We start from the raw sequence: 25,583 nt of genomic DNA on the forward strand, positions 1-25,583 counted from the left end.
ATACCTGTTGTGTTGCGTCAGCATTTTGTCTGCCTGGCTCAGTTATAATTCAGCTATGGTTGACACACAATTTATTATTAAAGCGCGCTGGGTGATTCCCGTAGATGCGAACCATACCCTGTTAGAGCAACATGCAGTGTTGGTGGAAGCGGGTCAAATTAAAGCCATAGTGCCCAAAGCCGACATTCCGGCATGGGCGGCCGATTGGCCTGTGGTAGATTGTTCTCAACATGCCTTGATTCCAGGCATGATTAATCTGCATGCACATAGCAGCATGAACCTGTTGAAAGGTTATGCGGACGATTATGCATTGATGCCGTGGTTGAATGACCATATATGGCCAGCAGAAAAACGCTGGGTGTCCAGAGCGTTTGTGCATGATGGCAGTTTGCTGGCCAGTGCAGAAATGTTGAGTGGTGGCGTGACCACTTTCAATGATATGTATTTTTTTCCGCAAGCCACGATTGAGGCGGTGAAACGTGCTGGTATGCGCGCGCATATCGGCCTGACGGTATTGGATTTCCCGACCAATTATGCAGCTACGGCCAATGATTACATCCGGCTAGGTACTGAGGTGCGGGACCAATATAAATCTGATCCACAGATCAGTTTTTCATTTGCGCCACATGCGCCTTATACCGTCAGTGACCAGACTTTTGAGCAAATTTCTACCTTATCTGAACAGTTGAATTTGGGCATTCATACCCATTTGCACGAGACACAGGCCGAAATTTCGCAAAGCCTGGAACAATACGGCGTTCGCCCCTTGCAGCGTTTACTCGCGCTGGGCATCATTGGCCCCGCCACCGTATTGGCGCATGGCGTGCATCTGGACGCGCAGGAATTGGAAACGTTATCAACCCAGGGCGCGCATCTCGCGCATTGTCCGTCTTCAAATTTAAAACTGGCCAGTGGTATTGCGCCAGTGGCCGCTGCGTTAAGGGCAGGCGTTAATGTGGGGCTGGGCACAGACGGCGCTGCTAGTAATAACCGTGTCGATATGTGGCAAGAAATGCGCACTGCGGCATTGCTGGCTAAAGTGGCCGACCAGAATGCGGAAGCATTGCCTGCCTATCAGGCATTGGAAATGGCCACGCTACATGGCGCACGTGCTTTGGGATTGCAAGACAAAGTCGGTAGCCTTGAAGTCGGCAAGCAGGCTGACATGGTGGCAGTAAAACTGGATGATTTAAACAGTTTGCCTTGCTTTGACCCTGTTTCGCATCTGGTTTACGTTGCCGGGCGCGAGCAGGTCACCCATACCTGGGTGGATGGTGAGTTACGTTATCAGCGCACTGTTGATGGACAAAGCCAGTTTGCAGGCATGGAAACAGAAGAATTACGCTCTATTGCGTTGCAGTGGCAACTTAAACTGCAATCTGCCAATAGCTAATGCGTGAGCAATTAAAGATCAAGTAAAAGGAGCGATCATGGCGAATGTGGAAGTCGCAGAGGTGAACAAGTTTGCTGAGTTGGCGCACCAGTGGTGGGATCAACAGGGGGTGTTTAAACCTTTGCATCAGTTGAATCCTTTGCGCCTCAACTATATTGACAGCCGAGCATCACTCGCGGGCAAGCAGGTGTTGGATGTGGGTTGTGGCGGCGGAATTTTGAGTGAGTCCATGGCGCAACGTGGCGCGCAGGTGACGGGCATAGACCTGGCAGAAAAGTCTTTGCAGGTCGCACAATTACACGCACTGGAAGCCAATGTACAAGTAGATTATCGTTGTGTGGCTGTCGAGGCCTTGGCGCAAGAAAAACCACAGGCCTTTGATGTGGTGACCTGCATGGAAATGCTGGAGCATGTGCCTGACCCGGCCAGTGTCGTGCGCGCTTGTGCCGCCCTGGTGAAACCGGGTGGCCATGTTTTCTTTTCCACGTTAAATCGTAATGCCAAGGCTTATCTGATGGCGGTGGTGGGCGCGGAGTATGTGCTGAATTTGCTGCCTAAAGGCACGCATGATTACAGCAAGTTTATCAAGCCTTCTGAACTGGCAGCATGGATGCGTCAATCGGGGCTGGAGTTGCAGCATCAAACTGGCTTGACCTATCATCCCTTCAGTAAACAGTATGCGCTGACGGTAGATACCAGCGTGAATTACATGTTGCATGCGATTAAAGAAGTCTAACAGGAAGTGAAATGCAAGCTGTATTGTTTGATTTAGACGGAACGCTGGTCGATACTGCCCCCGATTTAGGCTATGCCCTTAATTTGCAACGCGAGCGTCATGGCCTGGCATTTTTGCCAGAAGAGACTATCCGTCCATATGCGTCACATGGCTCACGCGGCTTGCTGGAAATCGGGTTTGGCTTGTTGCCGACCGATGCCAGTTTTGAAGCCATGCGCACCGAATATCTGGACTTGTACACACAGGTGATGACGCGCCAACCTGTCTTGTTTCACGGGATGGCAGAGGCCTTGCAGTCGATTGAGCAACGCGGTTTGCGTTGGGGCATCGTCACTAACAAACCGCGCCGCTTTACCATGCCGATGGTGGAGCATATGGGCCTGGATGTACGTGCCGGTGCCGTGATCAGTGGCGATGATGCACCACAGCCCAAGCCCTCGCCACAAACCTTGCTACTCGCTTGCGAGCGTATGGCGATAGACCCGCAAACCGTGCTTTATATTGGGGATGCCGAGCGTGATATACAGGCGGGCAAAGCCGCTGGTATGAAAACGCTGGTGGCTTTGTTCGGCTATTTGTCTGCCACAGACAACCCTCAGGCATGGGGCGCTGATGGCTGCATCCAGCAGCCTCAGGAATTGCTCGCGTATTTATAACCGCTGGTCAGCGCATTACTTGCGTGCACTACTGAGTACAGCCATGGCTGCAATATTAATGTCTGCAACGAGGATGCTTTCCAGTGCACCTTGTTCATTCAGAATCGGCAAGGACACGGTGAGGCAGAAATCCTCGGTCGCCGTAGACAGGTAGATGGTGGAAATATACGGCGCATGTGATTCTGCCACCCGTTGGTAATAGGCTTGCTGGCTGCGGTCTATACCAGCGCCACCTGCCTTGATTTTTCCATACATGTTCGGGTTGATCCAGTTAGCGTAGCGCTGTACGCCATTGGGTTCAAGCTCGAAGATGACTTCAAAATAAGGGAATTCTGCAAAGCAGCTATCCAGGTCATGCGACCCTGTTGAACGCTGGATTTTCAGCAATGATTGCAGGGCAGATAACGCCCTGTGTTGCCAGTCAGAGTAGAATTCTTTTTTAGGTAAGATGGTTTGTGGTGGCGTATCTTCTACCACCACGATACTGCCGATATTGGCTTTGCCAATTTTCTTAAGCACGGCCGCCCGTTCAGCTGCCATGACACTATTCTCCAGCAAGCCTTGTTTACCATTCACTACCGCGATAGAGACGCTGGCGACAGGGTGGTCTTTACCATCTTCGGTCGTGAAGAAGCCGCGTTCCAGATCAGTCGCGTCATACAGGTGAACTGCCAGCGCCTGGAACTGGCTAATAATGTGTAGCAGTATGTCGGTGAGCGTTGGGGCATTGTGGTCGTAAATCAGCACAAAGTCATCGCCGCCAATATGGCCGACCATCACGCCGGTTTTGTCCTGAAACTCCTGGCGGATGATTTCAGACAATAGCCTGATCATGGCATCGCCACGGATAAAACCGTAGCGGTCGTTGTAGGCCTTAAAGTGATCGAGGTCGATATACACCAGTTGCGTATTCGGGTTGTTACGCAAACTGTTGTCCAACGTCTGCCTTAAGGTTGGCCCGGTGGTGAGATGGCTTAGCGGATGTAAATTGCCTGTAGAGGCTTTACGGCTGATCAACTGTGCCATGATTTCCATCGGTTGCAGAATGCCGACATAAGCGCCTTCTTCATTGACGGTAATCCAGATATCGGTATTCGCACGGTCCAGGTAAAATAAACGTGCCAGCACAGAGGAGGGCATCAGGTGATTGATCACCTTGGGCAATGGGTCGCAGCATGCGCCCAGGCCGGTGACTTTTTTCGAAAACGCCTTGCCACGTCGCAACACGCCCAGCGGCGTTTTACCATCGAGAACAACGGCGATGGCGACATCAATATGTGTATTAAATAAGCTTCTGGCTTCTGCGATGGAGCTGCTGACATCAATGGTCAGGCCGTGGCTGATAAATTCGCCGATATGAAAGTCATCCGGCACATGTGAGCGGTGGGACTCATCACGCGCAGGTAGCGCAGTAACCTGGTCGCTGGGGCTGCTTTGCGGATGGGCAAAATAATGGCCTTGTGCATAATGCAAGCCTAAGTCCTGACAGTAGGTAATATCTTCCACCCGCTCCAGGCCTTCGGCAATAATGGTGCAGCCCAGGCGCTGCGCCATGGAGATAATCGCTTCCAGCAGCACGGTTCTGACGCGGCTACCTTGTGCTTCATGCACAATTGCGCGGTCAATTTTGATAAAGTCTGCACGCACCTCGGCCAGAATACGCAGCCCGTTAAAACCAGATCCCATATCATCGAGCGCAATACGTAAGCCATGCATGCGGATTTCGTCGCAGTAGCGTGCCAGGACTTCCGGATTAGTTTTCTCGCTTTCCACGATTTCTATCACAACGTCGCGTTTATCAATGTTGTGCTGGAGCAGGATTTTTAAAATAAAATCCAGCCAGCCAGGACTCATGATGGTTTGTGGCAAGACGTTGATAAAGATGGGTTTATCCGCAGAAATCGATTGCGATTTACCGATCAAGGCCAGGTGCTGGCAGGCCAAATCCAATTCGTGGGTGCGTTTGACTTCGGCTGCCAGTGCAAATGCCTCCATGCCGTTCAGCCATTTGCCTTCAGGCGTTTTTAAGCGGCACAAGGCCTCAAAACCAAACACCTTGCCGCCTTGGCCAAAATCGACAATCGGCTGGTAATGCATTTGTACATGCGGTTCAAGCTCAGACAATAGCCAGGGATATTTGTGACGTGCGTAAAAGGTATTAAAAGGCATGGTCGCCTGTAGAGCCGCCAGGGGATTCATGGGCTGCTGATCCTCAGAAACCAGTACCCAGGTATCCTTAAGCGTATGCGCGGACTCTTCGGCAATCATCTGGTCTAATATCTGCAGTAGTTCGGCTTCAGTCTGGTAGCGTAATGATGTCTGATTCAGCCCTGAAAAGCGCGGGCTTTCCATATTGGCATGGCTGTTGGCATCGAAAATATGCAGAAATAGTTCCATGAGAAATCACTTTGCTTGTGAGGTTGAGTGCAGGCTTGCTTATGGCGCTAGCTCACAGAACCTGGCAACTGCTGCGCTGGTTCTGTGACCGATCGCATGACTACTATAACGACTAAGGAAGGTGTTTGTTTATGCGAAGAGCGGGCATAAAAGCCATGAAACAAGCTAATTGTCTGCATCAATTTGGTGCGGAAAGAGCACGTCCATCGAGCACGACGCTGAGAGGGTGATCTTTCGGGGGTGAAAAACAGCGGCCCGGATGCTTAAGTGACTGACTTACGTTCCAGCAATGCCGTGGATAACGTGCCGCTGTCTACATACTCGATTTCACCCCCCATGGGCAAGCCGCGGGCGATACGGCTGACGCGGATGCCACGCGACTTGAGCATCTGGCCAATGTAGTGGGCAGTGGCTTCGCCTTCTGAGGTGAAGTTGGTGGCGACGATGACTTCGTGAATCGCGCGGTCTTGTGCGCGTTTGAGCAAGGTGTCGAGGTGAATGTCTTTGGGGCCTATGCCATCCATGGGCGATAGTTTGCCCATTAATACAAAATACTGGCCTTGGTAGCTGCGTGTGTTTTCCAGCATCATGAGGTCGGTCGGCATTTCTACCACGCACAAGATGGATTTGTCGCGGCCAGTATCCTGGCACAGGCCGCACACGCTGTGTTCGCTAAAGTTGTTGCAGTAGTCGCAATGGGCCAGTTTGTCCAGGGCTTGCTGCAAACTGGCGGCCAGTTTTTGCGCGCCTTCCCGATCGCGCTGTAACAGGTGATAAGCCATGCGCGTAGACGACTTGGGGCCAACGCCCGGCAAGCAGCGTAGGGCGCTAATCAACTGTTCGAGGACGGCGGGATTGCTCAAGCGATTTCCTGAAATTAGAACGGCAGTTTGAAGCCAGCGGGCATCACGTTGCCCATTTTGGCTGCGCTGGTTGCTTCGGCCTTGGCTCTGGCATCTTTAAGCGCAATCAGTAGCAGGTCTTCCAGGGTTTCTTTGTCGTCCATGGCGGCATCGTCAATCTGTACGCGTTTGACATCATTGTTACAGGTCATGGTGATTTTAACCATGCCATTGCTGGCAACACCTTCGACCTCAGTGTTTGCGAGTTCGGCTTGTGCTTTCTGCATATTGGCCTGCATCATCTGGGCCTGCTTCATCATATTGCCCATGCCACCTTTCATCATCGTCTGCTCCTAAAATTATTGTGGTTAATGTAAGGGTTTAATCGAGTTGGGCACAATGGTTGCACCCATTTCCTGCATCAGGCCTTGCACAAAACGGTCATCCATAATCGCTTGTGTTGCCTGATCTTGTAATTCAGCGCGCTCAACCGCTAACTGCCTGGCAGGCGTGTTGGCTTCTTGCCCAGTGACAATATTCAGTTTTAAGCGGCGGCCAAAATGGCTGCTCAATGCACCGTTCAGTTTTTCCAGGTAATTGGCACTGGCTAAGTGTTTATGTGCCTCGCTGATACGCAAGGTCATGGTATCGTCATCGTAGCTGACCAATTCGCAGTTTTGTGCCAGTGCGCGCACCAACCCCAGCTTGCTCAGGTGGTTTTCAACCAGTGCACGCCAGTTGCCGTCCCAAACCAACGGGGCTGACTCACCACTGCTCACCACCGGCTGTGAAAAGGCCTGTTGTGGAATGTGTTCAAGGGCGGGCATTGCTTGGTCTGCTATCGCCCGGTCTGAACCTTGATCAGCCATGACCGCTGGATTAGCTGGGTTAACGATAGGCGCCGCCATTGGTGCTGATTCAGCCACAGGCGCTGAAGGTGTGAATGATGTTGTTTTCAGTGATGCGGTTACATTCGGTGTGGCAGGCGTGTCTGGTGGCGTAGGCATTGCCGGGATAGGCTCGCTCGCAGCACTCATCTGGCGGCTTTGTGCCAGCGCTGCACGGGCGTTGCCACCAGCATTGCCACGCGGCGTGCCTTCTGTGGGGCTACTACCGCCAGTCGCTGGCGCTGCGGATGGTGTCATGGCATCTGCTTTAAATGCCAGCAGGCGCAACAGGGTCATGGTGAAGCCTGCATAAGCATCGGGTGCCAGGCCAATGTCACGGTGACCTAAAATACAGATCTGGTAATACAGTTGCAGCATTTCAGCAGTGAGTTGCGAGGCCAAGTCCAGCAGTGTCTGGCGCTCCGGGTGATCATCAGCAATGGCTTGCGGGCTATATTGCGCCACGGCCAGCAAATGCAGCAAGGCTGCCAGGTCATTCAATGCGCTTTCAAAGCCTATGCTGCGAGATTCCATTTGCTGCGCAATATTGAGCAGGGTGGCCGCATCATTGGCAATCAGTGCACGCAATAATTCGTATAGATAACTCTGGTCAATCGCGCCCAGCATGCTGCGTACATCGCTTTCGCGCACAGACTGGTTGCCATAGGCAATCGCCTGGTCTGTGAGTGACAAGGCATCGCGCATACTGCCGCTGGCGGCACGGGCGATCAATTGCAACGCGGGCGGTTCGAATGCGATCCGTTCCTGCCCGAGGATATCCTGCAAATGCGCCGTGATCGTACTACTAGCCATTTGGCGTAAGTTAAATTGCAGGCAGCGCGAGAGGATAGTAACCGGTACTTTTTGTGGGTCAGTCGTGGCCAGAATGAATTTGACGTGTGCAGGCGGTTCTTCCAGCGTTTTCAGCATGGCGTTAAACGCTTCCTTGGTCAGCATATGCACTTCGTCAATCATGTAGACCTTGAAACGGCCGGAAGACGGTGCATAAATCGCCTGCTCGAGCAGGCTGACCATATCGGCAATACCGCGGTTAGAGGCCGCATCCATTTCTACATAGTCGACATAGCGGCCAATATCAATGGCACGGCAGGCTTCGCATTCACCACAAGGGGTGGCGGTAATGCCGGTGGCACAGTTGAGTGATTTGGCCAGAATACGCGACAGGGTGGTTTTACCGACACCGCGCGTACCCGTAAATAAATAGGCATGGTGCAGCCGTTGCTGGCTCAGCGCATTGCTTAATGCTTGAACCACATGGTCTTGTCCGACCAGGCTACTAAAGGATTTTGGGCGCCATTTACGCGCCAATACTTGGTAAGACATCGCGCACTCTACTGATTAAATGCTATAAGGCAAACCCGTACTTTAGCTTAAATTACCTGCTCATGCTTGACTCAATGCCAACTTAATTGAGACGTGTGTGGCAGCTTGTCAACCGAGAGGGCAGGAATGGGGAGGGGCGAGCCCAACCCCCGGCACTTGCTTGATAGTTGTGGCTGCTTGCTTCCGCACCTGACCAGGTTGGCTACCTTACAATGCGGGGAGGCCCGCGGTCGATATTGTAACGCAAAAAGCATTTTCTATCGCTTTCTTTTTGCAATCTGGCTGGCGTAGCAAGCCGCTACTTTCAAGTGCCGGAAATGACCAATAATCTACCTTCTTATAGTGGCATCAGGCCTCTATTTTTCGCTGCATAATAAGCCATATTTTCCAACTGTGAATGACTTGACTGACTATGGCAGCGAATAAACCTTCGATGACCGCTTCGGAAATTGCACGTGAAACCATTAAACAAATGGCTGTTCGCCGTGTAGAGCCGACGCCGGATAATTACACGCAAATTTATTTTGAGATTGCGGGTAAACCGGCCAAAGAAGATGCGGCCAGCGCATTACGCAAAGCACTCAAGCAACTACCACATGATACGCTGGAGCAGACCAACTGGATTAACCGCTGGGAAAAACTGCTCAAACAGGATAACTGGCAGGGCTTGGGTGAGTTGCTGACGGAATCCATGCAGCAGCAGTTAAGTCATTCTACCAAATGGCCCAAAGCGATCCGCACCTTGTTACAGGCCTGGGATGACAAACGCAGTGGTGTCGATGTTGCCAGAAAGCGCGAAACGCTGGAGCGCGTGCTGATTAATTTTGGTAATGATGAATCTTTGTCTGACAAGCTGATCGGCATGGCCAATCACTGGTTGCCGGGTGGCGGAGGTGGTGATGGCATTCAGTTAACAGATATTTCTGATGCCGCCACACCAGCCGCAGCCGTTGAATCGACCAATACAGAGACATTGCCGGCGGATGTGCAGCAGTTTCATGGTGCGTTTACCATTTTACAAACCTTGCTCAAACAGACCTTGCAGTTGGGGTTAATCCCACGCCTGGAGGGCTACCCTGACTTGCAAACAGAGGCCGTCGCTCTGCAGGAAAGTACTGAGCGCGCCAAAAAGTTGAAAGAGTGGGAGGCCTTGGCCAAAGCACTCAAGGCTTTGTTGATGCGCGTGGAAGTGATTGGTGCCAAAGAAGACGATGTCCGTGGGGACATTATTGATTTGCTGCATTTGCTGCTATCGAATATTGGCGAACTGGTGGCTGAAGACAGTTGGTTGAGTGGCCAGGTCTATGCTGTGCAATCGATTATCAGCGGCCCGCTTGATCGCGCCAAACTCAAACAGGCGGAAAAAAGCCTGAAAGAAGTGGTTTACAAGCAGGGCCTGGTCAAACATAGCCTGGTTGAGGCCAGAAACTCGTTTAAAACCTTGATCAGTACCTTTATTGATAAGCTGAAATACATGGGTGAAGCGAGTGAGCTCTACAGCGGCAAGATTGAGAGCTATGCCCAGGAGCTGTCGCAGACAGATGACCTGATTAAAATCAACGAACTGGTCAATCATTTGATGCGTGATACCTCGGTGATGCAGACCGATATCATGCGCTCACATGATGATTTGCTCAATCAGCAACGCGTGGCAGTGGATACTCAGCAACGCATGGAAAAACTGCAGGAAGAGTTGCAGCAGTTGAGTGAAGTGGTACGTATCGACCAGTTGACGGGCGTGCTCAACCGCCGAGGCATGGACGAAGCGTTTAGCACGGAGATTGCCCGTTATCGCCGCAGTGGTGAATTGTTGAGTATTGCTTTGTTGGATATCGATAATTTTAAAATGCTGAATGACCAGCATGGGCATGCGGCTGGCGACTCTGCACTTAAACACCTGGCTGGTGTGGTGAAACGTGCTGTCCGGCCGACCGATATCGTCACCAGGATGGGCGGGGAAGAGTTTGTGGTCATCTTGCCGAATACTAACCTTGAAGAAGCTGTGGTGACGATGAGCCGTTTACAACGTGCGCTGACCAAGGAGTATTTTCTCGGCAATAACCAGAAGCTGCTGATTACCTTTAGCGCCGGGGTGGCCTTGTTCAAGACTGAAGATGACGTCAATTCCATTCTGTCACGCGCTGACCAGGCCATGTACCTGGCCAAAAAACGTGGTAAAAACCGTGTCATGACTGAGGTTGACCTGCAGGCCAACCCTTAGGTTAGGCAAGAGGTGTCAACCCGGGCGCTGGCAGGCATACCCAGTCGCGCCTGGTCATGATATGCTAAGCGGCATCTTGATCGAGGTGCCATGTGACCACTCCTGTTCTCCATACTCCTCCCACTGCGGGCTCGCCGGCGGATAGCGTCAAAGACGCGTTACACGAAAGCGAACGCCGGTTTTCCGCCATTGTTTCCAGTATTCCCGGCCTGGTGTTCCAGATGCATATGACGGCAGATGCGCAAGTAGTCTTTACCTACTTGAGCGAAGGCTGTGAAGCGTTATTGGGGATTCCAGCCGCGGCCTTGCTCAAGGATGCGCAAACGCTGTTCAATGCGATGGAGGAGCACTCCGCCAGCCAGTTCAGGCACAATTTGCAAAAATCGGCCCGGCAGCATAAGCGGCTGGATTGGGAAGGTAAAATCTGGATTGCTGACTGGCAGGACATGAAATGGGTCAATATCCGTGCCACTGTGCAGGATTTAGGACAAGGTGCTGTGCAGTGGGATGGCATTATGCTCAACATCAGCCAGAGCAAGCAAGAAAAGCAGGAAATCGAGCAGGCCAGGCGTGACTTGCAGGCGCTAACCGCCCATATTCACCAGGTCAAAGAGCAGGAGCGTGTCAGTATTGCGCGTGAGATTCATGATGACCTGGGCGGTAACCTCACCGCCATGAAGCTGGGTTTGTCGACCATTATTCAGCAAATCGAAGATAGCCAGCAGGTCAACATGGAGCAGGCTACCATGCTGCAAGCCATCATCAATCAAACGTTTGATGCTGTACATCGTATCTCTGGCAACCTGCGCCCCAATATCCTCGACCTGGGATTAGTGGATGCGTTGGAATGGCAGGTGAGCCAGTTCAAAAAGCAATTAGGCATTACTGCCAGGTTTGTGACCAATTGCCACGATCTGGAGTGTGATCCAGACCAGTCTATGGCGCTGTTCCGTATCTGCCAGGAAGCACTATCCAATATTGCCAAATATGCGCAGGCGGACCAGGTGTCTGTCGAGTTGTCACTGGTGGACCAAGCCTTGTTCATGACGATTTCTGATAATGGCGTGGGCATCGCCCCTGCGGATAAGATCAAACCTAATTCGTTTGGTTTGCGCGGCATGCAGGAGCGTGCGGCTGCGTTGGGTGGTGAATGTCATATAGAGGCCTCATCAAGTGGACCTGGTACTTGTATACATGTGCGTGCGCCATTCATGGCGATCGCGTCGTGACAGAAATGCAGATGCGTTTTACAATCGCAGTCATAAAATGACCAATGTCACATTGGCAACGTTGAGGGAATAGCTTGGATACAAAAATTAAAGTCATTATTGTCGATGACCACGCCATTTTACGCTCTGGCATCAAGCAGATATTGATCGCCAGTGGTGATATTGAAGTGGTAGGGGAGGCGGAAAATGTGGCGCAGGCCATTAAATGCGTGCGTGAGACACCTGCCGACGTCATGCTGCTGGATATTTCCTTGCCGGACAAAACCGGTATTGAAGCGCTTAAATTGATTAAACGTGAAAATGCGGCGTTGAACATCCTCATGCTGTCCATGTATATGGAAGAGCAATATGCCGTACGTTCCATCCGTTCTGGTGCCTCTGGCTATCTGTGCAAGCATACGGCGTCAGAAGAGTTGCTCACGGCGATTCACACACTGGCCAAAGGCAAAAAATACATTACGCCTAATGTGGCAGAGATTCTGGCCGAGCAGGTCGGTAACGACCATGCTGTGGCGCCACACGAGGCGTTGTCTGATCGCGAGTTCCAGGTCATGCGGTTAATTGCTTCAGGAAATTCGGTGAGTGAAATTGCCGATAAACTGGCCTTGTCGGTGAAGACTGTCAGCATGTATCGCGCACGCTTGCTGGAAAAAATGCAATTGAAACACAATGCGGATATCACGCATTATGCGATTAAAAACCAGTTGGTATAATCATTGAAAACACAATAAAAAGGCCTCTATAAGAGGCCTTTTTATTTATTAATCAATTTACTAGGAGATTTTCTTCGCGTAATTGATTAAGCCATTGGTTGAGCTGTCGAAGCTGGTGACGGCATCAGGCGTGGTCAGCTGTGGCAGAATCTGGCTGGCAATTTGTTTACCGTATTCCACGCCCCACTGGTCGTAGCTGTTGATGTCCCAGATGATGCCTTGTACGAAGATTTTATGTTCATACAGCGCGATCAGCTTACCCAAGGTGTAAGGCGTCAATTGCTTGAACACGATAGAGGTGGTCGGGCGATTACCTTCAAATACTTTGTGTGGCAGCAGGTCTTCCAGTGCTGCACCGCTCATGCCTTGTTTTTCCAGTTCAGCACGAGCTTCTTCGCGGGTTTTACCCAGCATCAGCGCTTGGGTCTGGGCCAGGAAGTTCGCCAGCAGAATTTTGTGGTGCTGGTCATCCGGACTGCCGACTTTATAGTGGCTGTTGGCTGGCATCAGGAAGTCGGCTGGTACCATTTGGGTGCCCTGGTGGATCAACTGGTAAAACGCGTGCTGGCCATTGGTGCCTGCTTCGCCCCAGATCACCGGGCCGGTTTTATAGCTGACACGGCTGCCGTCACGGCAGATAAATTTGCCGTTACTTTCCATATCCGCCTGTTGCAAATAAGCGGCAAAGCGTGACATGCCTTGATCGTAAGGCAGGATGGCATGGGTGTCGACATGGAAGAAGTTGTTATACCAGACACCGAGCAAGGCCATGATGACTGGCATGTTTTGCTCCAGCGGGGCTGTCTGGAAGTGCTGGTCCATGGCGTGACCACCGGCCAGTAACTGCTCGAAGTTATCCATGCCCACATAAAGGGCGATAGACAGGCCAATCGCAGACCACAGGGAGTAGCGACCGCCAACCCAGTCCCAGAAGGCGAACATGTTATTGGTATCAATACCGAACGCTTGTACGGCTGTGGCATTGGTAGACAGGGCTACAAAGTGCTTGGCGACGTGTTGGTCTTGTTTGGCCGCATTGAGGAACCAGCGACGTGCAGAATGTGCATTGGTCATGGTTTCCTGGGTGGTGAACGTTTTGGAGGCCACAATAAACAGCGTAGTCTCAGGATTGCAGCTCTCCAGCACGCGCATCAGATGGGCGCCATCAATGTTGGAGACGAAATGTGCTTTCAAATCTGGGCTGGCATAAGGCTTTAATGCATCACAAGCCATCACCGGGCCAAGGTCGGAGCCGCCAATACCAATATTCACGATGTCAGTAATGCGTTTGCCGGTAAAGCCTGTCCATTGGCCACCACGCACCTGCTCGGTAAAGCTGCGCATCTGTGCCAGAACGGCATTCACGTCAGGCATCACATCTTTGCCATCCACCAGGACTGGCGTGTTGCTGCGGTTGCGCAGGGCAGTGTGCAAGACGGCACGGTTTTCAGTGATGTTGATTTTTTCGCCGCTAAACATGCGGCTGCGCCATTGTTCGATATTGGAGTCACGCGCCAACTGGAACAGCTGGGCCAAAGTTTCTTTGGTAATACGGTGCTTGGAGTAGTCGAGCAGGATGTCTTCGACGGTTAAGCTAAATTCTTCAAAGCGTTTTGGATTTTGTTTGAACAGGTCGCGCATTTGAACATCGCGCATTTCAATTTGATGCTGGTTCAGCGCGTGCCAGCTCGGGTGTGTGGTTAGTTTTGCCATGTTATGTTGTTGCTATCGTTTTCAAGTCAATTAATTTTATAGGGCGCGCAAACATTAAATGTGCCATGCGCTGCCAAAATCTGTACTGCAAGGTTGCATTTGCAACCAGTTTAACCAGCTATTGTAACTGAAGTATGACACCAGCCAGTGGCGGCAAGTTAAGGCTAATAGAGGCCGGATGTTCCATCCATGGGACGGGATCGCTTTGACAGCCATGACCATTACCGAAATTGCTACCACCATAACAAGCGGCATCACTGTTTAACACTTCCTGATAGTAACCCGATTGTGGTACGCCCAAACGATATTGATGGCGCGGTACTGGTGTGAAATTTAACACTATTATAACAAAACTATGGTCATTGCCGCGTCTGATGTAGCTCAATATTGATTGGGCTGCATCCTCGCAATCTATCCATTGAAAGCCTTGCACGTCAAAATCATGCGCGTGTAGCGCCGGATGCTGGCGATAAAGCTGGTTGAGGTCACGGCTTAATGCCTGTATGCCCCTGTGCAAGGCATGGTCAGGGGTGGATGCTTCAAGCAAGTGCCAGTCCAGGCTCTGGTTGACGCTCCATTCACGGCTTTGACCAAACTCGTTACCCATAAAGTTAAGTTTTTTGCCTGGCATGGTCATTTGCATGGTTTGCAGCAGGCGCAGGTTAGAGAATTTTTGCCAGGTATCGCCGGGCATTTTCTCCAGCAGGGACTTTTTGCCGTGCACCACTTCATCATGCGAGAAGGGTAGTACAAAGTTCTCAGAATAAGCGTACATCTGGCCAAAAGTCAGGCGGTTGTGATGATATTGGCGATAGACTGGATCCAGTTGCATATAGGTCAAGACATCGTTCATCCAGCCCATGTTCCATTTCATGCTGAATCCCAGCCCGCCAGCATAGACCGGGCGCGACACTGCCGGCCAGGCAGTCGACTCTTCCGCAATGGTGAGCACTCCCGGGAAACGTTCACCTACCATCATGTTGAGCTGTTTCAAGAACTCGATCACATCCAGGTTTTCGCGGCCGCCATAAGCATTAGGTAGCCATTCGCCGTCTTTGCGCGAGTAGTCCAGATAGAGCATGGACGCCACTGCATCCACGCGCAAGCCGTCAATATGAAACTCTTGCAGCCAGTAATAGGCGTTACTCAGCAAAAAGCTACGCACTTCATTGCGGCCGTAATTGAAAATATAGGTGCCCCAGTCCATGTGTTCGCCCAGTCTGGGGTCAGCATGTTCATACAAGGCCGTACCGTCAAAACGCGCCAGCGCCCAGTCATCTTTAGGGAAGTGCCCGGGCACCCAGTCAAGAATCACGCCGATATTAGCCGCATGACAGCGATCAATAAAATACTTTAAATCATCCGGGCTGCCGTAGCGCTGGGTGGGTGCAAAATATCCGGTGACCTGGTAGCCCCAGGATTCGTTGAGTGGATGCTCGGCAATGGGCAGTAGTTCGATATGGGTGTAGCCCATGTCGGTCAGGTGCGGAATCAATGCATCTGCCATGGCGCGGTAGCTCAGGAAATGGCCATTGCGGTCACGTTGCCAGCTCCCCAAGTGTACTTCGTAACAGTTAAAAGGCGCATGCAGCCAGTCCCGCTGCTGGCGTTGTTGCTGCCACGTGTCATCCTGCCAGGTGTAATGGCTCTGGCAAATGCGGTTGGCGGTACCTGGCCTGGCTTCAAAGGCCTTGCCATACGGGTCCGCTTTGACCATGACATAGCCATGTTCGCGATTGCGGATTTCAAATTTGTATAAATCGTGCTCGGTCAGATGCGGAATAAACAGTTCCCACACGCCGCTACTACCGAGTACACGCATGGCATGTACGCGGCCATCCCACTGGTTAAAGCTGCCAACGACGCTGACACGCTCGGCATTGGGGGCCCAGACTGCAAACCTGACGCCAGGCACATCGTTGACCGTCATGGGGATGGCCCCCAGCGTATTGTAAGCCTCAAATAACCTGCCTTCGGCAAACAGGTGCAGGTCATCTGCAGATAGCGTGCTGCCTAAGCTGTAGGTGTCGACAGTTTCATAACTGTCAGTGTGTTTATGCGGCTGTATTTTGAGATGGGCAGGCGTGTTGACAGCTGTGGTTGATGTGTAAAGAAACAGGCCTTGTGGATGCTTGAGTGTCATGGCCTGCCAGGCATCATTAATCCTGACCCACACCTTTTCGGCATTCGGTAGAAAAACGCGCACATGCCATGTATTTTGCTGGCTATCTGCGTGCACACCCAGGTATTCAAAAGGGTTGTGATGCGTCGCGTCTAGAATACGCTGCAGGTGCAAGGTGTCTGGATGGTGGGTGGCTGAAGGTTTGACTGTCATGCTAGCAATGTCCATTTGACTAGCCTCAATCCTATCAAAAAAAGTTAAGATTTACGTCATTTATCACTGAAAATATCGTTGTCTTTACCCGAATTATCATGCAGACTGTGGGTGTCGGACCTGCGGTTACCAAGCGTTGTGTCGTCTCTACCGAAACTCACATCGCTGCGCATGACTTCGGGCTGATTTTCAGGATCAGAAAAACAGGAACAGCATCATGTCTCAAGCAGCAGAGTTTATCGAACGTCGTAAAAGCAACCGGCGGCAAGAACGTCCTTCTGACCGCTTTATCAGTAACCTGACCAAAAATACCGTCGCGATTATCCTGGCCGGTGGCCGCGGTAGCCGCTTGAAAAACCTGACTGATTGGCGAGCGAAGCCTGCAGTGCAGTTTGGCGGCAAGTTCCGCATTATCGATTTCCCGCTTTCTAATTGCATTAACTCTGGCATCCGCCGCATCAATGTTGCCACGCAATACAAGGCACAAAGCCTGATTCAGCACGTACAGCGTGGCTGGGGCTTCTTGCGCGGTGAGTTTAATGAGTACGTCAACATCATCCCGGCGCAGCAACGCTTAGGAGAAGAGTGGTACAAAGGTACGGCAGATGCCGTATACCAAAACATCGATTTGTTGCGCGAGAATGGTGGCGAATACATTTTGGTGCTCGCAGGTGACCATATTTATAAAATGGACTACGGCAAAATGTTGGCAACCCACGCGCGCAGCAATGCGGATATGACCATTGCCTGCATTAATGTGCCACTAGAAGATGCCAAAGGCTTTGGCGTGCTGGAGGTAGATAGCACAGACCGCGTGGTGGCGTTTGACGAAAAACCGGCCAATCCCAAGCCGACGCCGAATAACCCTGACGTGGCCTTTGCCAGTATGGGTATTTATGTGTTTAACGCCAAGTTTCTCTATGAGCAATTAATCAGGGATGCTTATGACCGTAAATCTAACCATGATTTCGGCCAGGATATTATCCCTTACATCATCAAAAAATATAAAGTGCAGGCGCACCGTTTTGTCGATAGCTGCGTGGGCGCGCAAAGTGATAATTATTATTGGCGCGATGTCGGTACCATCGATGCTTACTGGGAAGCCAATATGGAGCTGACCAAGGTGATTCCTGAGCTTAACCTGTATGACAGTGATTGGCCTATCTGGACTTACCAGGAGCAATTACCACCGGCTAAATTTGTGTTTAAAGACGAAGGCCGTACCGGCAAGGCGACGGATTCACTGGTGTCTGGCGGTTGCCTGATCAGCGGCTCATGTGTTTCAAACTCGGTGTTGTTCTCGGGTGTGCATGTCGCTGATTATTCTGACCTGGATGGCGCGGTTGTGTTGCCCAAAGTGAAGATTAATGAAGGTGTCGTCATGCGCAATGCGGTGATTGACCGTGGTTGCGAGATCCCGGCTGGCATGCATATTGGTGTGGACCTGGAACGCGACAGAAAACGCTTTTATGTGTCGGAAAAAGGCATCGTGTTGGTGACGCCAGACATGTTGGGACAGGATTTGTACCGTGTGAAGTAGTGTCAATCTTAGAGTGAGGTAACGATGGAAAAGAGGTTGAGGGATGTCCGATAAAAAATTGTTGTTGAATCTGTATTGGCACATGCATCAACCTGACTATCGCGACTTGGTCACCGGCGAATATGTGCTGCCGTGGACCTACCTGCACGCACTCAAAGACTATAGCGATATGGCTTATCACCTGGAGCAGAACAAGGCGGCCAGGGTGAGTTTCAATTTTGTGCCTATTTTGGTCGAGCAATTACAGGATTATGCCGAGCAGTCGCGTGCTGGTGAATGGCGCGACCCCTTGTTGCGCTTACTGGCCAATCCCGACCTCGACAATATTACCGATGCTGAATGCCAGCTCATCGTGGATAGCTGCTTTAAAGCGCACCATGAAAAAATGCTGAGCCCGTTTCCGCATTACCAGCGCCTGCTGAAGTTATATGAACTGGTGGCGCCGATTATGCAAAATGGCCAGTTCCATTACCTGTCTGCGCAATACAAGGCCGATTTGCTGGTCTGGTACCACCTGGCCTGGACGGGCGAGGGTTTGCGGCGCAAAAACAAGACTGTGCAGGCACTCATGCAAAAAGGCTTGCTGTTTACGCTACAGGACCGCCAGGCATTGCTAGGTGTGATTAGCGAAACCCTGCAAGGGATTTTGCCGCGCTACCAGGCCTTGTTGGCAAAAGGCCAGATCGAGATGTCTACCACGCCTTATTACCATCCGATTTTGCCTTTGCTGATTGACTTGAAAAGTACACGTGATGCCATGCCAGAGGCGCCTTTGCCGCATTCGTCGAATTACCCGGATGGCTATACACGGGCGATTGCGCATGTGGAGGCCGCCCAGCGTTATCATGAAGAAATCTTTGGTCAAAAAGCAGCTGGCATGTGGCCTGCCGAAGGGGCTGTTTCACATGCTGCACTATCGTTGCTCGCCGAGGAGGGGGTGGCTTGGGCCGCCACTGGGCAAGGCGTACTGGCCAATAGCCTGCGCAAATTAGGCTTGGCACATGAGCAGGCTCAAGACTATCTCTATCAGCCCTATAAGGTGACTAATGGTCAGCAAGACATTGTGTGCTTTTTCCGCGATGACCATCTGTCAGACAAAATCGGTTTTGAGTATTCCAAGCAATATGCCAGTGAAGCCGTGCATGATTTTGTGCAGTCGCTGGAGCATATTCTTGCCAACAGCGAAGATCAGACGCCGGTGGTGAGTGTGATTCTGGATGGCGAAAATGCCTGGGAATATTATCCTTACAACGGTTTTTACTTTTTGCAGGAGCTTTACCAGGCCCTGGCGACGCATGATGCTATCCAGATGACCACGTTTAGTGATGTGCTGGTCATGCAGCAAGCGAAGCAATTGCCAGAGCCCAGGTTGCTCAATGATATTTGTGCCGGGAGTTGGGTGTATGGCACATTTAGTACCTGGATAGGTGAAGTGGCGAAAAACCGCGCCTGGGATTTGCTGTGTGAAGCCAAACGGCAATATGACCAGCATGTGCATGAATTGTCTGCCACTGCCAAAGAGAAATGCCAGCAACAACTGGCGCTGTGTGAAGGCTCGGACTGGTTCTGGTGGTTCGGCGACTATAACAATGCGCAGAGCGTACAAAGTTTTGACCAGCTATACCGCCGCAACCTGAGCAACCTCTATCAGTTGCTGGGCCTGGCGCCGCCCGCGCATTTGTCGCAACCCATCAGCCTGGGTGGCGGTGACGCCGAAAATGCAGGCACCATGCGTCGCGGGCAGTCCTGACCGATTTTATTTTCTGAATGCCAATCTCATGACACAAGCTAGACAAGCAGGTGTGCTGCTGCATATCACCTCGTTACCTGAAGGCAACCTTGGCCCGGATGCTTATCGTTTCGTCGATAAACTGGTGGAAATGGGCGTCAGCATCTGGCAAACCTTGCCAGTCAACCAGCCACATGGAGACCAGTCTCCTTACCAAAGCGTGTCGGCACATGCAGGTCATACTGGCATGATCAGCCCCAGGCAATTGCTGCAAGAGGGCTGGTGCCAGCCTGATGAAGTTGATCTGCCATTGCCGTCGTTAATGGCCAAAATCATGTCACGTGTGCAGTCTGGCAGCAACGCATCTAAAACCGATGGCCGCAGTTTTAGCTGGCCAGGCTTCGCCCGGTTTTGCCAGACACAGCATTACTGGTTAGAAGATTTTGCCTTGTTTTTAAGTTTGCGCGAGCAGCATAATCAGCAAAGCTGGCAGCAATGGCCGGAGGCGTATCGGTTACATGATGTGCTGGCTTTGCAGGCCTTTACCGCTGCGCACCAGGAACAGCTGACATTGATTAAATTCACCCAATACGTGTTTTTTCAGCAATGGGCGCAACTTAAATCCTATGCCAACCAGCGTGGCATCAAGCTGTTTGGCGATATCCCGATTTTTGTTGCTTACGATAGTGTAGATGTGTGGGCGCATCCCGAGTGGTTTAAGCTGGATGCTGAGCTCAATATGACCGTCGTGGCCGGGGTGCCGCCCGATTATTTCTCTGAAACCGGCCAGCGCTGGGGCAACCCGCACTATGACTGGCAGGTGATGCAAGAGGATGGTTTTGCCTGGTGGCTGGGGCGGATTGATACCCAGGCGCAATTGTTTGATGTATTGCGTATCGACCATTTCCGCGGTTTACAGGCCGCCTGGGAGATTCCGGCACTCGAACCCACTGCCATCAACGGCACTTGGCAGGAAGCCCCTGGGCATGCCTTGCTGCAAGCGATGACCGAGACATTTCCACACCTGAGCCTGGTGGCTGAAGATTTGGGCATCATCACGGATGAAGTCGATGCCTTACGCCATGCATTTGATTTACCCGGCATGAAAATCCTGCAATTCGCGTTTGGGGGCGGTGAGGATAATCCTTATTTGCCTGAAAATATTGAAGAAAACAGTGTCGCTTATACCGGCACCCACGATAACGACACCACGCTAGGCTGGTATCAAAGCGCGCCAGAGCATGTGCGCAACCATGTGCAGCATTATTTAAACCAGCATTCTGATCATGCATCGGCAGACATGCCTATGGCATTGATGCAACTCACTTTTCATAGCGTTGCCAGCCTGGCGATTGTGCCCATGCAGGATATTCTGGCACTAGACAGCCAGTCGCGCATGAACACCCCCGGCACCATAGAAGGCAATTGGGCCTGGCGCATGCAATGGGCACAGTTAAGCGATGATAAACTGCAGTCTTTCAGACAATTAGTAGAAGAAAGTGATCGCGTGCATGCCTGAAGCAAGTGCTGTGTACCGTTTGGGGTTGGATGTCGGCGGGACGAATTTACGTCTGGGTGTGTTTTCTGATCTGGCGCTGGTTGAAGAGACGCGTTTTCAGGCCAATTATTCTGCCATTTGCAAACAATATCCGCCTACACAAGCCTGGCAAACCATTTTGCAGGTAACGGCAGAGGCTATTCAGCCTTTACTAGATAAATATACTGGTATTGCCGCCATAGGGATTGGTTTCCCCGGATTTATTGACCCCAACACAGGCGTGCTGGCGCAATCGCCTAATTTGCCTGGGCTGAGAGAGGTGAATCTTGGCCACGATCTTTCGGGCTTGCTGGGCGTGAACGTACGGGTTGAAAACGACGCTAACGCCGCCGCTTATGGTGAGTATTGTCAACTAGGCCAGCCAGCCGGTGGTTTACTCTATGTCGGTTTGGGCACTGGCGTCGGTGCCGGGCTGGTGGTGAACGGTCAAGTGTGGGCCGGACACCATGGTTACGCCTTGGAGGCGGGCCATATTATCGTCGTCCCAGAAGGCCGCTTATGCGGCTGTGGCAATCATGGTTGCGTTGAGCAATATGCGTCTGCCACGGGCATCAGTCAGGCCTATGCGGATCTGACCGGGCAAACACGCACAGCGCGTGACATCGCTCAGGCTGCGGATAGTGGCGATATTGATGCACAGACTGTTTATGCCGATGCTGGCAGTAAACTGGCACAAATGTTGGCCAGTGTGCTTAAAGTGGTGGACGTAGAAAATGTGCTGATTGGCGGCGGTGTGGCGGCAGCTTGGTCATTGATGTCAGCGGCGTTTCATCAGCGGCTGGAGCACGACTTGATTCCGGTGTTGCGCGGTAAAATCAAGGTGCATATCACCCGTTCTGGTGATGTGGCTGGCATGCTGGGTGCCGCCTTGTTGGCCGCTTAGGCCGCTTTGTGCACATGTTGCGCCAGTGCCCAGGCAACATGCTCGCGTACCAGCTCGTGACTATCATGTTGCCGTGCCTCTAAGGCGGCAATCACGGTTGTGGAGCTAGGGGCATTACCTAGCCCAACAGCAACATTACGTAACCATTGGGTATAGCCTATGCGGTAAATCGCACTCCCGGCCATGCGCTCTTGAAATTCAGCCTCTGTCCAGGCAAAACAATCCACAAGGTCATTACTATCCAGTCCGTTGCGCACGGCAAAATCACTTTCCTGGCTGTTGACGGCAAACTTGTTCCACGGGCAAATCAGCTGGCAATCGTCACAGCCATACACACGGTTGCCTATCAGTGGCCGTAACTCCAGTGGGATGCTGCCTTTGTGTTCAATGGTCAGGTATGAAATACAACGTCTGGCATCCAGCTCATAAGGCGCGACAATGGCGCGGGTAGGACAAATGTCGATGCAGGCTGAGCAACTGCCACAATGTGCAGTGGTAGGTGGGTCTATAGGTAACGGCAGGTTGGTATAAATCTCGCCGAGGAAAAACCATGAGCCCTGCTGGCGATTCAGCAGCAGGGTATGCTTGCCACGCCAACCCACGCCTGCCTTGGTCGCCAGGGCGACCTCCAGCACTGGCGCGCTGTCGGCAAACACGCGGTATTCAAAACTGCCATAGGTGTCGGTGATACGCGTACATAGTTGCTGTAACTTTTGCCGCATCACCTTGTGGTAATCGCGTCCCATGGCATAGCGGGCCACATAGGCTTTGTCCGGGCTTTCCAGTATCTGCCAGCCATCGGCAGCTTCTTCAGGCAGGTAATTCAGGTTGACCGAGATCACGCGCAGCGTCCCAGGCACCAATTCTGCCGGTCGGCTTCGCTTGGTGCCATGTTTTGCCATATAATCCATGTCGCCATGGTATTGTTTGGCAAGCCAGTTTAAAAACTCCGGTTCAGCGGCAGAGAGGTCGGTATCTGTGATGCCGATATTGCCAAACCCCAGTTCTCGCGCCCAGCCTTTGATGGTCGCAGCCATGTGTGCGGCGGCTTGGTCATCAGGCAACTGAATGGGGGCGGGATGTGATTGATGTGACATGACAGAAACGTATTCTACACAGATTTTAAAAGACGAAGCAGCGACTGTGCATGCCGCAGAAGTGTTGGCGACGCAATTGAGACCGGGGCAGGTGATTTACCTGCATGGTGATTTGGGCGCGGGCAAAACCACCTTGATACGCGGCATTTTGCACGCGCTAGGCCATGTCGGCAAGGTCAAAAGCCCGACCTATACTATTGTTGAGCCATACAATCTGGCTATCGCTTCATGTTACCATTTTGACCTGTATCGCTTTCAGGACCCCGAAGAGTGGGAAGCCGCCGGATTCAGGGACTATTTCAATGCCAGCAGTATTTGCCTGGTGGAGTGGCCGGAACGCGCCGAGCAGGTGCTGCCGCAAGCCGATATAGAAATTCGATTTGATATTTTGCCGCACGGACGCGTGCTGCATATCACCAGTCAGCACGCGCTGGCGTTGGAAGGACTATGCCAGTAATCCGCAATACTTTACCCTTATGGCTGCTCACAGCCTTGCTCTCAGTCGTTAGCAGTGTGGTGCAAGCTGCCGAAGTGATTCTGGCTAATCTGCAACAACATGGCAGCCAGGTGCAGGTTGAGTTGCTGTTAGACCAGCAGGTGAAATACCGTGTATTCACGCTAGATAACCCGTTCCGCGTGGTGATTGATATGGATGCGGTGGCGATTAGCCCGACGCTTAAAGCCTTGCCATTTCAACTCGATGCGCAACATCCTTACCTGTCCAAAATCCGCATCGCACCCTTTACTGAACATACCACGCGTTTGGTATTCGATATCAAGTCAGACATCAAACCGCTGGTGACTGATATGAATGCAGGGAGCTCGCAACAGCGCCTGGCAATCAGCATTGCGCCCGCCACCGCCACCGCTACCTCAACCAACAGTGCAGAGCCTGCTGTCGCGACGCCGGTATTAACGCCATCCAAGCAATTGCAGGACGTCCCGCCAGCCAATAGTGATGACAAACCAGCCGAACCGGCAACACCGCCAGCGACCATCAAAGAGCCTGCCAGTGAAGCACCTGCGGCAAATACGGATAAGCCGACCGTCGCCGATAAACCGAAACAAGCCAAGCCCGGCCAAAAACTGATTACCATTGCTGTCGATGCCGGTCACGGTGGTGAAGACCCGGGTGCAAGAGGCGCCAACGGTAGCCATGAGAAAAATATCACGTTGGCGATTGCGCGTAAGCTTAAGCAACAGATTGACGCCGAAGATAATATGCAAGCCATCCTGATTCGTGACGGTGACTATTTCGTACCACTAGGCGATCGCGTCAAAAAAGCCCGTGCCGCCAAAGCCGACCTGTTTATTTCTATCCACGCCGATTCGTTTGTGAATAGCACCGCCAAAGGCTCCTCAGTGTTTGCGCTCTCCGAACGCGGCGCCACCAGTGCTGGCGCGCGCTACCTGGCGAAAAAGGAAAACGCGGTGGACTTGATCGGTGGTGTATCACTGGATACGCGCGATATGGATTTGGCGCGCACGCTGCTCGACTTATCGCAAACCGCAACCATCCATGACAGTATCCGCATGGGTAAGGCAGTGTTGGGACGTATTGCCAAAATCAATACCCTGCATTCCAAATACGTCGAACAGGCGGCGTTCGCGGTACTCAAATCGCCGGATATTCCATCGATTTTGGTGGAGACTGCGTTTATCAGTAATCCGGATGAAGAAGCTAGGTTGAATGATGACGGTTATCAGGATAAGTTGGTGAATGCAATTTTGACGGGCGTGAAGTCGTATGTGGCGACGAATCCTTCGTTTGCTAAGAAATAAGTTGTAGGGATCGTTTGGAAAGGTAATTCGATTATTGATAGAGTGTTTTTCGCCCTTACGGCGAGTTACTTTTCTTTGCTTGCACAAAGAATAAGTAACCAAAAGAAATGCACCCCAGCTTCCGCTTTTTCCCTGCGTTGCTCGTCAAAATAAGCGGTCACGAAACTCAACCTGGTAGCTCACACATAACGTGAGCTACTGCGGGATTCGAACAGTCGCTCCCTTCTTCCTTATTTTGTTTCCGCTACTCGGCGCGGCAGATGGGGACCCCGAACACCTACTGAGCGCAACGGTTTGTGATTTTAAGAAGTGATTTTTTTAAACCGTCCCAATTTAGGAAGTGCCAGTTTGGCGAGAATAATCCCATTCCATCACGCTGAGTAGCGGAAACAAAATAAGAGTAGAGGGAGCGACTGTGTGAGTTCCGCGGCAGCTTGCGAAGTGTGCAAGCTGCTAGGGCGAGTTTCGTGACCGGCTTATTTTGTTGAGCAACGCAAGGGAGCCGTCAGGCCGTGATGGCTGGGTGTC

At 51.8% G+C, this 25,583-nt stretch carries 19 protein-coding genes and 1 other RNA gene; 12 read left to right on the forward strand and 8 right to left on the reverse strand.

The window, feature by feature from the left end; genetic code table 11:
* Positions 1-55: 55 nt before the first annotated feature.
* Genes INP78_RS08855 through INP78_RS08865 form a run of 3 tightly spaced genes read left to right on the forward strand, consistent with a single transcriptional unit; the run spans position 56 to position 2,785 of the window.
* On the forward strand, positions 56-1,393 hold the full coding sequence (locus INP78_RS08855; RefSeq protein ID WP_194741855.1) for a TRZ/ATZ family hydrolase: 1,338 nt from the start codon (positions 56-58) through the stop codon (positions 1,391-1,393).
* 37 nt (positions 1,394-1,430) lie between these two features.
* Positions 1,431-2,129 (forward strand): bifunctional 2-polyprenyl-6-hydroxyphenol methylase/3-demethylubiquinol 3-O-methyltransferase UbiG, encoded by a 699-nt coding sequence (ubiG, locus tag INP78_RS08860; RefSeq protein ID WP_194741856.1) that lies wholly within the window; start codon positions 1,431-1,433, stop codon positions 2,127-2,129.
* 11 nt (positions 2,130-2,140) lie between these two features.
* Positions 2,141-2,785: an HAD family hydrolase gene (locus tag INP78_RS08865; RefSeq protein WP_194741857.1), complete on the forward strand. Its 645-nt coding sequence runs from the start codon at positions 2,141-2,143 to the stop codon at positions 2,783-2,785.
* A gap of 15 nt (positions 2,786-2,800) precedes the next feature.
* On the opposite strand, the gene INP78_RS08870 is transcribed toward INP78_RS08865, so the two are convergent.
* The 5 genes from INP78_RS08870 to ffs all read right to left on the reverse strand — a co-directional run bounded on the left by INP78_RS08870 (position 2,801) and on the right by ffs (position 8,484).
* Complete coding sequence (locus tag INP78_RS08870) at positions 2,801-5,182, reverse strand: EAL domain-containing protein (protein ID WP_194741858.1); 2,382 nt, start codon at positions 5,180-5,182, stop codon at positions 2,801-2,803.
* Between the two features lie 263 nt (positions 5,183-5,445).
* A complete protein-coding gene (recR, locus tag INP78_RS08875; RefSeq protein ID WP_194741859.1) occupies positions 5,446-6,045 on the reverse strand; it encodes a recombination mediator RecR in 600 nt (199 codons plus the stop codon).
* 14 nt (positions 6,046-6,059) lie between these two features.
* Positions 6,060-6,368: a YbaB/EbfC family nucleoid-associated protein gene (locus tag INP78_RS08880; RefSeq protein WP_194741860.1), complete on the reverse strand. Its 309-nt coding sequence runs from the start codon at positions 6,366-6,368 to the stop codon at positions 6,060-6,062.
* A 24-nt stretch (positions 6,369-6,392) separates the two neighbouring features.
* Entirely contained in the window at positions 6,393-8,255 is a 1,863-nt protein-coding gene (gene dnaX, locus INP78_RS08885) for a DNA polymerase III subunit gamma/tau (protein ID WP_194741861.1), read from the reverse strand.
* A 132-nt stretch (positions 8,256-8,387) separates the two neighbouring features.
* Positions 8,388-8,484, reverse strand: an RNA gene (gene ffs, locus INP78_RS08890) — signal recognition particle sRNA small type.
* A gap of 183 nt (positions 8,485-8,667) precedes the next feature.
* Here ffs and INP78_RS08895 point away from each other — a divergent pair.
* From INP78_RS08895 to INP78_RS08905, 3 genes are all read left to right on the forward strand, one after another.
* On the forward strand, positions 8,668-10,476 hold the full coding sequence (locus INP78_RS08895; RefSeq protein ID WP_228522766.1) for a GGDEF domain-containing protein: 1,809 nt from the start codon (positions 8,668-8,670) through the stop codon (positions 10,474-10,476).
* A 92-nt stretch (positions 10,477-10,568) separates the two neighbouring features.
* Complete coding sequence (locus tag INP78_RS14715; RefSeq protein WP_194741862.1) at positions 10,569-11,705, forward strand: sensor histidine kinase; 1,137 nt, start codon at positions 10,569-10,571, stop codon at positions 11,703-11,705.
* A gap of 74 nt (positions 11,706-11,779) precedes the next feature.
* The gene (locus INP78_RS08905) at positions 11,780-12,418 is read left to right on the forward strand and encodes a response regulator transcription factor (RefSeq protein WP_194741863.1); all 639 of its coding nucleotides are present in this window, start codon (positions 11,780-11,782) and stop codon (positions 12,416-12,418) included.
* Positions 12,419-12,478: 60 nt separating this feature from the next.
* On the opposite strand, the gene pgi is transcribed toward INP78_RS08905, so the two are convergent.
* The gene (gene pgi, locus INP78_RS08910) at positions 12,479-14,131 is read right to left on the reverse strand and encodes a glucose-6-phosphate isomerase (RefSeq protein ID WP_194741864.1); all 1,653 of its coding nucleotides are present in this window, start codon (positions 14,129-14,131) and stop codon (positions 12,479-12,481) included.
* A 118-nt stretch (positions 14,132-14,249) separates the two neighbouring features.
* Positions 14,250-16,466 carry a 1,4-alpha-glucan branching protein GlgB gene (gene glgB / locus INP78_RS08915; protein WP_194741865.1) on the reverse strand — a complete coding sequence of 739 codons (2,217 nt, stop codon included), beginning with the start codon at positions 16,464-16,466 and terminating at the stop codon, positions 14,250-14,252.
* Between the two features lie 217 nt (positions 16,467-16,683).
* Here glgB and glgC point away from each other — a divergent pair, with 217 nt between their 5' ends.
* Genes glgC through INP78_RS08935 form a run of 4 tightly spaced genes read left to right on the forward strand, consistent with a single transcriptional unit; the run spans position 16,684 to position 22,176 of the window.
* Positions 16,684-18,006: a glucose-1-phosphate adenylyltransferase gene (gene glgC, locus INP78_RS08920; protein ID WP_194741866.1), complete on the forward strand. Its 1,323-nt coding sequence runs from the start codon at positions 16,684-16,686 to the stop codon at positions 18,004-18,006.
* Positions 18,007-18,049: 43 nt separating this feature from the next.
* The gene (locus INP78_RS08925) at positions 18,050-19,756 is read left to right on the forward strand and encodes a glycoside hydrolase family 57 protein (RefSeq protein ID WP_194741867.1); all 1,707 of its coding nucleotides are present in this window, start codon (positions 18,050-18,052) and stop codon (positions 19,754-19,756) included.
* Between the two features lie 28 nt (positions 19,757-19,784).
* Entirely contained in the window at positions 19,785-21,254 is a 1,470-nt protein-coding gene (gene malQ / locus INP78_RS08930; protein WP_228522767.1) for a 4-alpha-glucanotransferase, read from the forward strand.
* Positions 21,247-22,176, forward strand: coding sequence for an ROK family protein (locus INP78_RS08935; RefSeq protein WP_194741869.1), 930 nt, complete (start codon positions 21,247-21,249; stop codon positions 22,174-22,176). The genes malQ and INP78_RS08935 overlap by 8 nt, the downstream gene beginning before the upstream one ends.
* Here INP78_RS08935 and queG read toward each other — a convergent pair.
* Complete coding sequence (queG, locus tag INP78_RS08940) at positions 22,173-23,273, reverse strand: tRNA epoxyqueuosine(34) reductase QueG (protein WP_194741870.1); 1,101 nt, start codon at positions 23,271-23,273, stop codon at positions 22,173-22,175. The two genes, INP78_RS08935 and queG, sit on opposite strands and share 4 nt — an antisense overlap.
* On the opposite strand from queG, the gene tsaE reads away from it, so the two are divergent.
* On the forward strand, positions 23,272-23,730 hold the full coding sequence (gene tsaE / locus INP78_RS08945) for a tRNA (adenosine(37)-N6)-threonylcarbamoyltransferase complex ATPase subunit type 1 TsaE (protein ID WP_194741871.1): 459 nt from the start codon (positions 23,272-23,274) through the stop codon (positions 23,728-23,730). The genes queG and tsaE overlap by 2 nt on opposite strands.
* Complete coding sequence (locus INP78_RS08950) at positions 23,730-25,055, forward strand: N-acetylmuramoyl-L-alanine amidase (RefSeq protein WP_194742182.1); 1,326 nt, start codon at positions 23,730-23,732, stop codon at positions 25,053-25,055. The genes tsaE and INP78_RS08950 overlap by 1 nt, the downstream gene beginning before the upstream one ends.
* The last annotated feature ends 528 nt before the right edge of the window (positions 25,056-25,583 follow it).

It is taken from the genome of Methylophilus sp. 14 (assembly GCF_015354345.1).
Lineage (GTDB): Bacteria > Pseudomonadota > Gammaproteobacteria > Burkholderiales > Methylophilaceae > Methylophilus.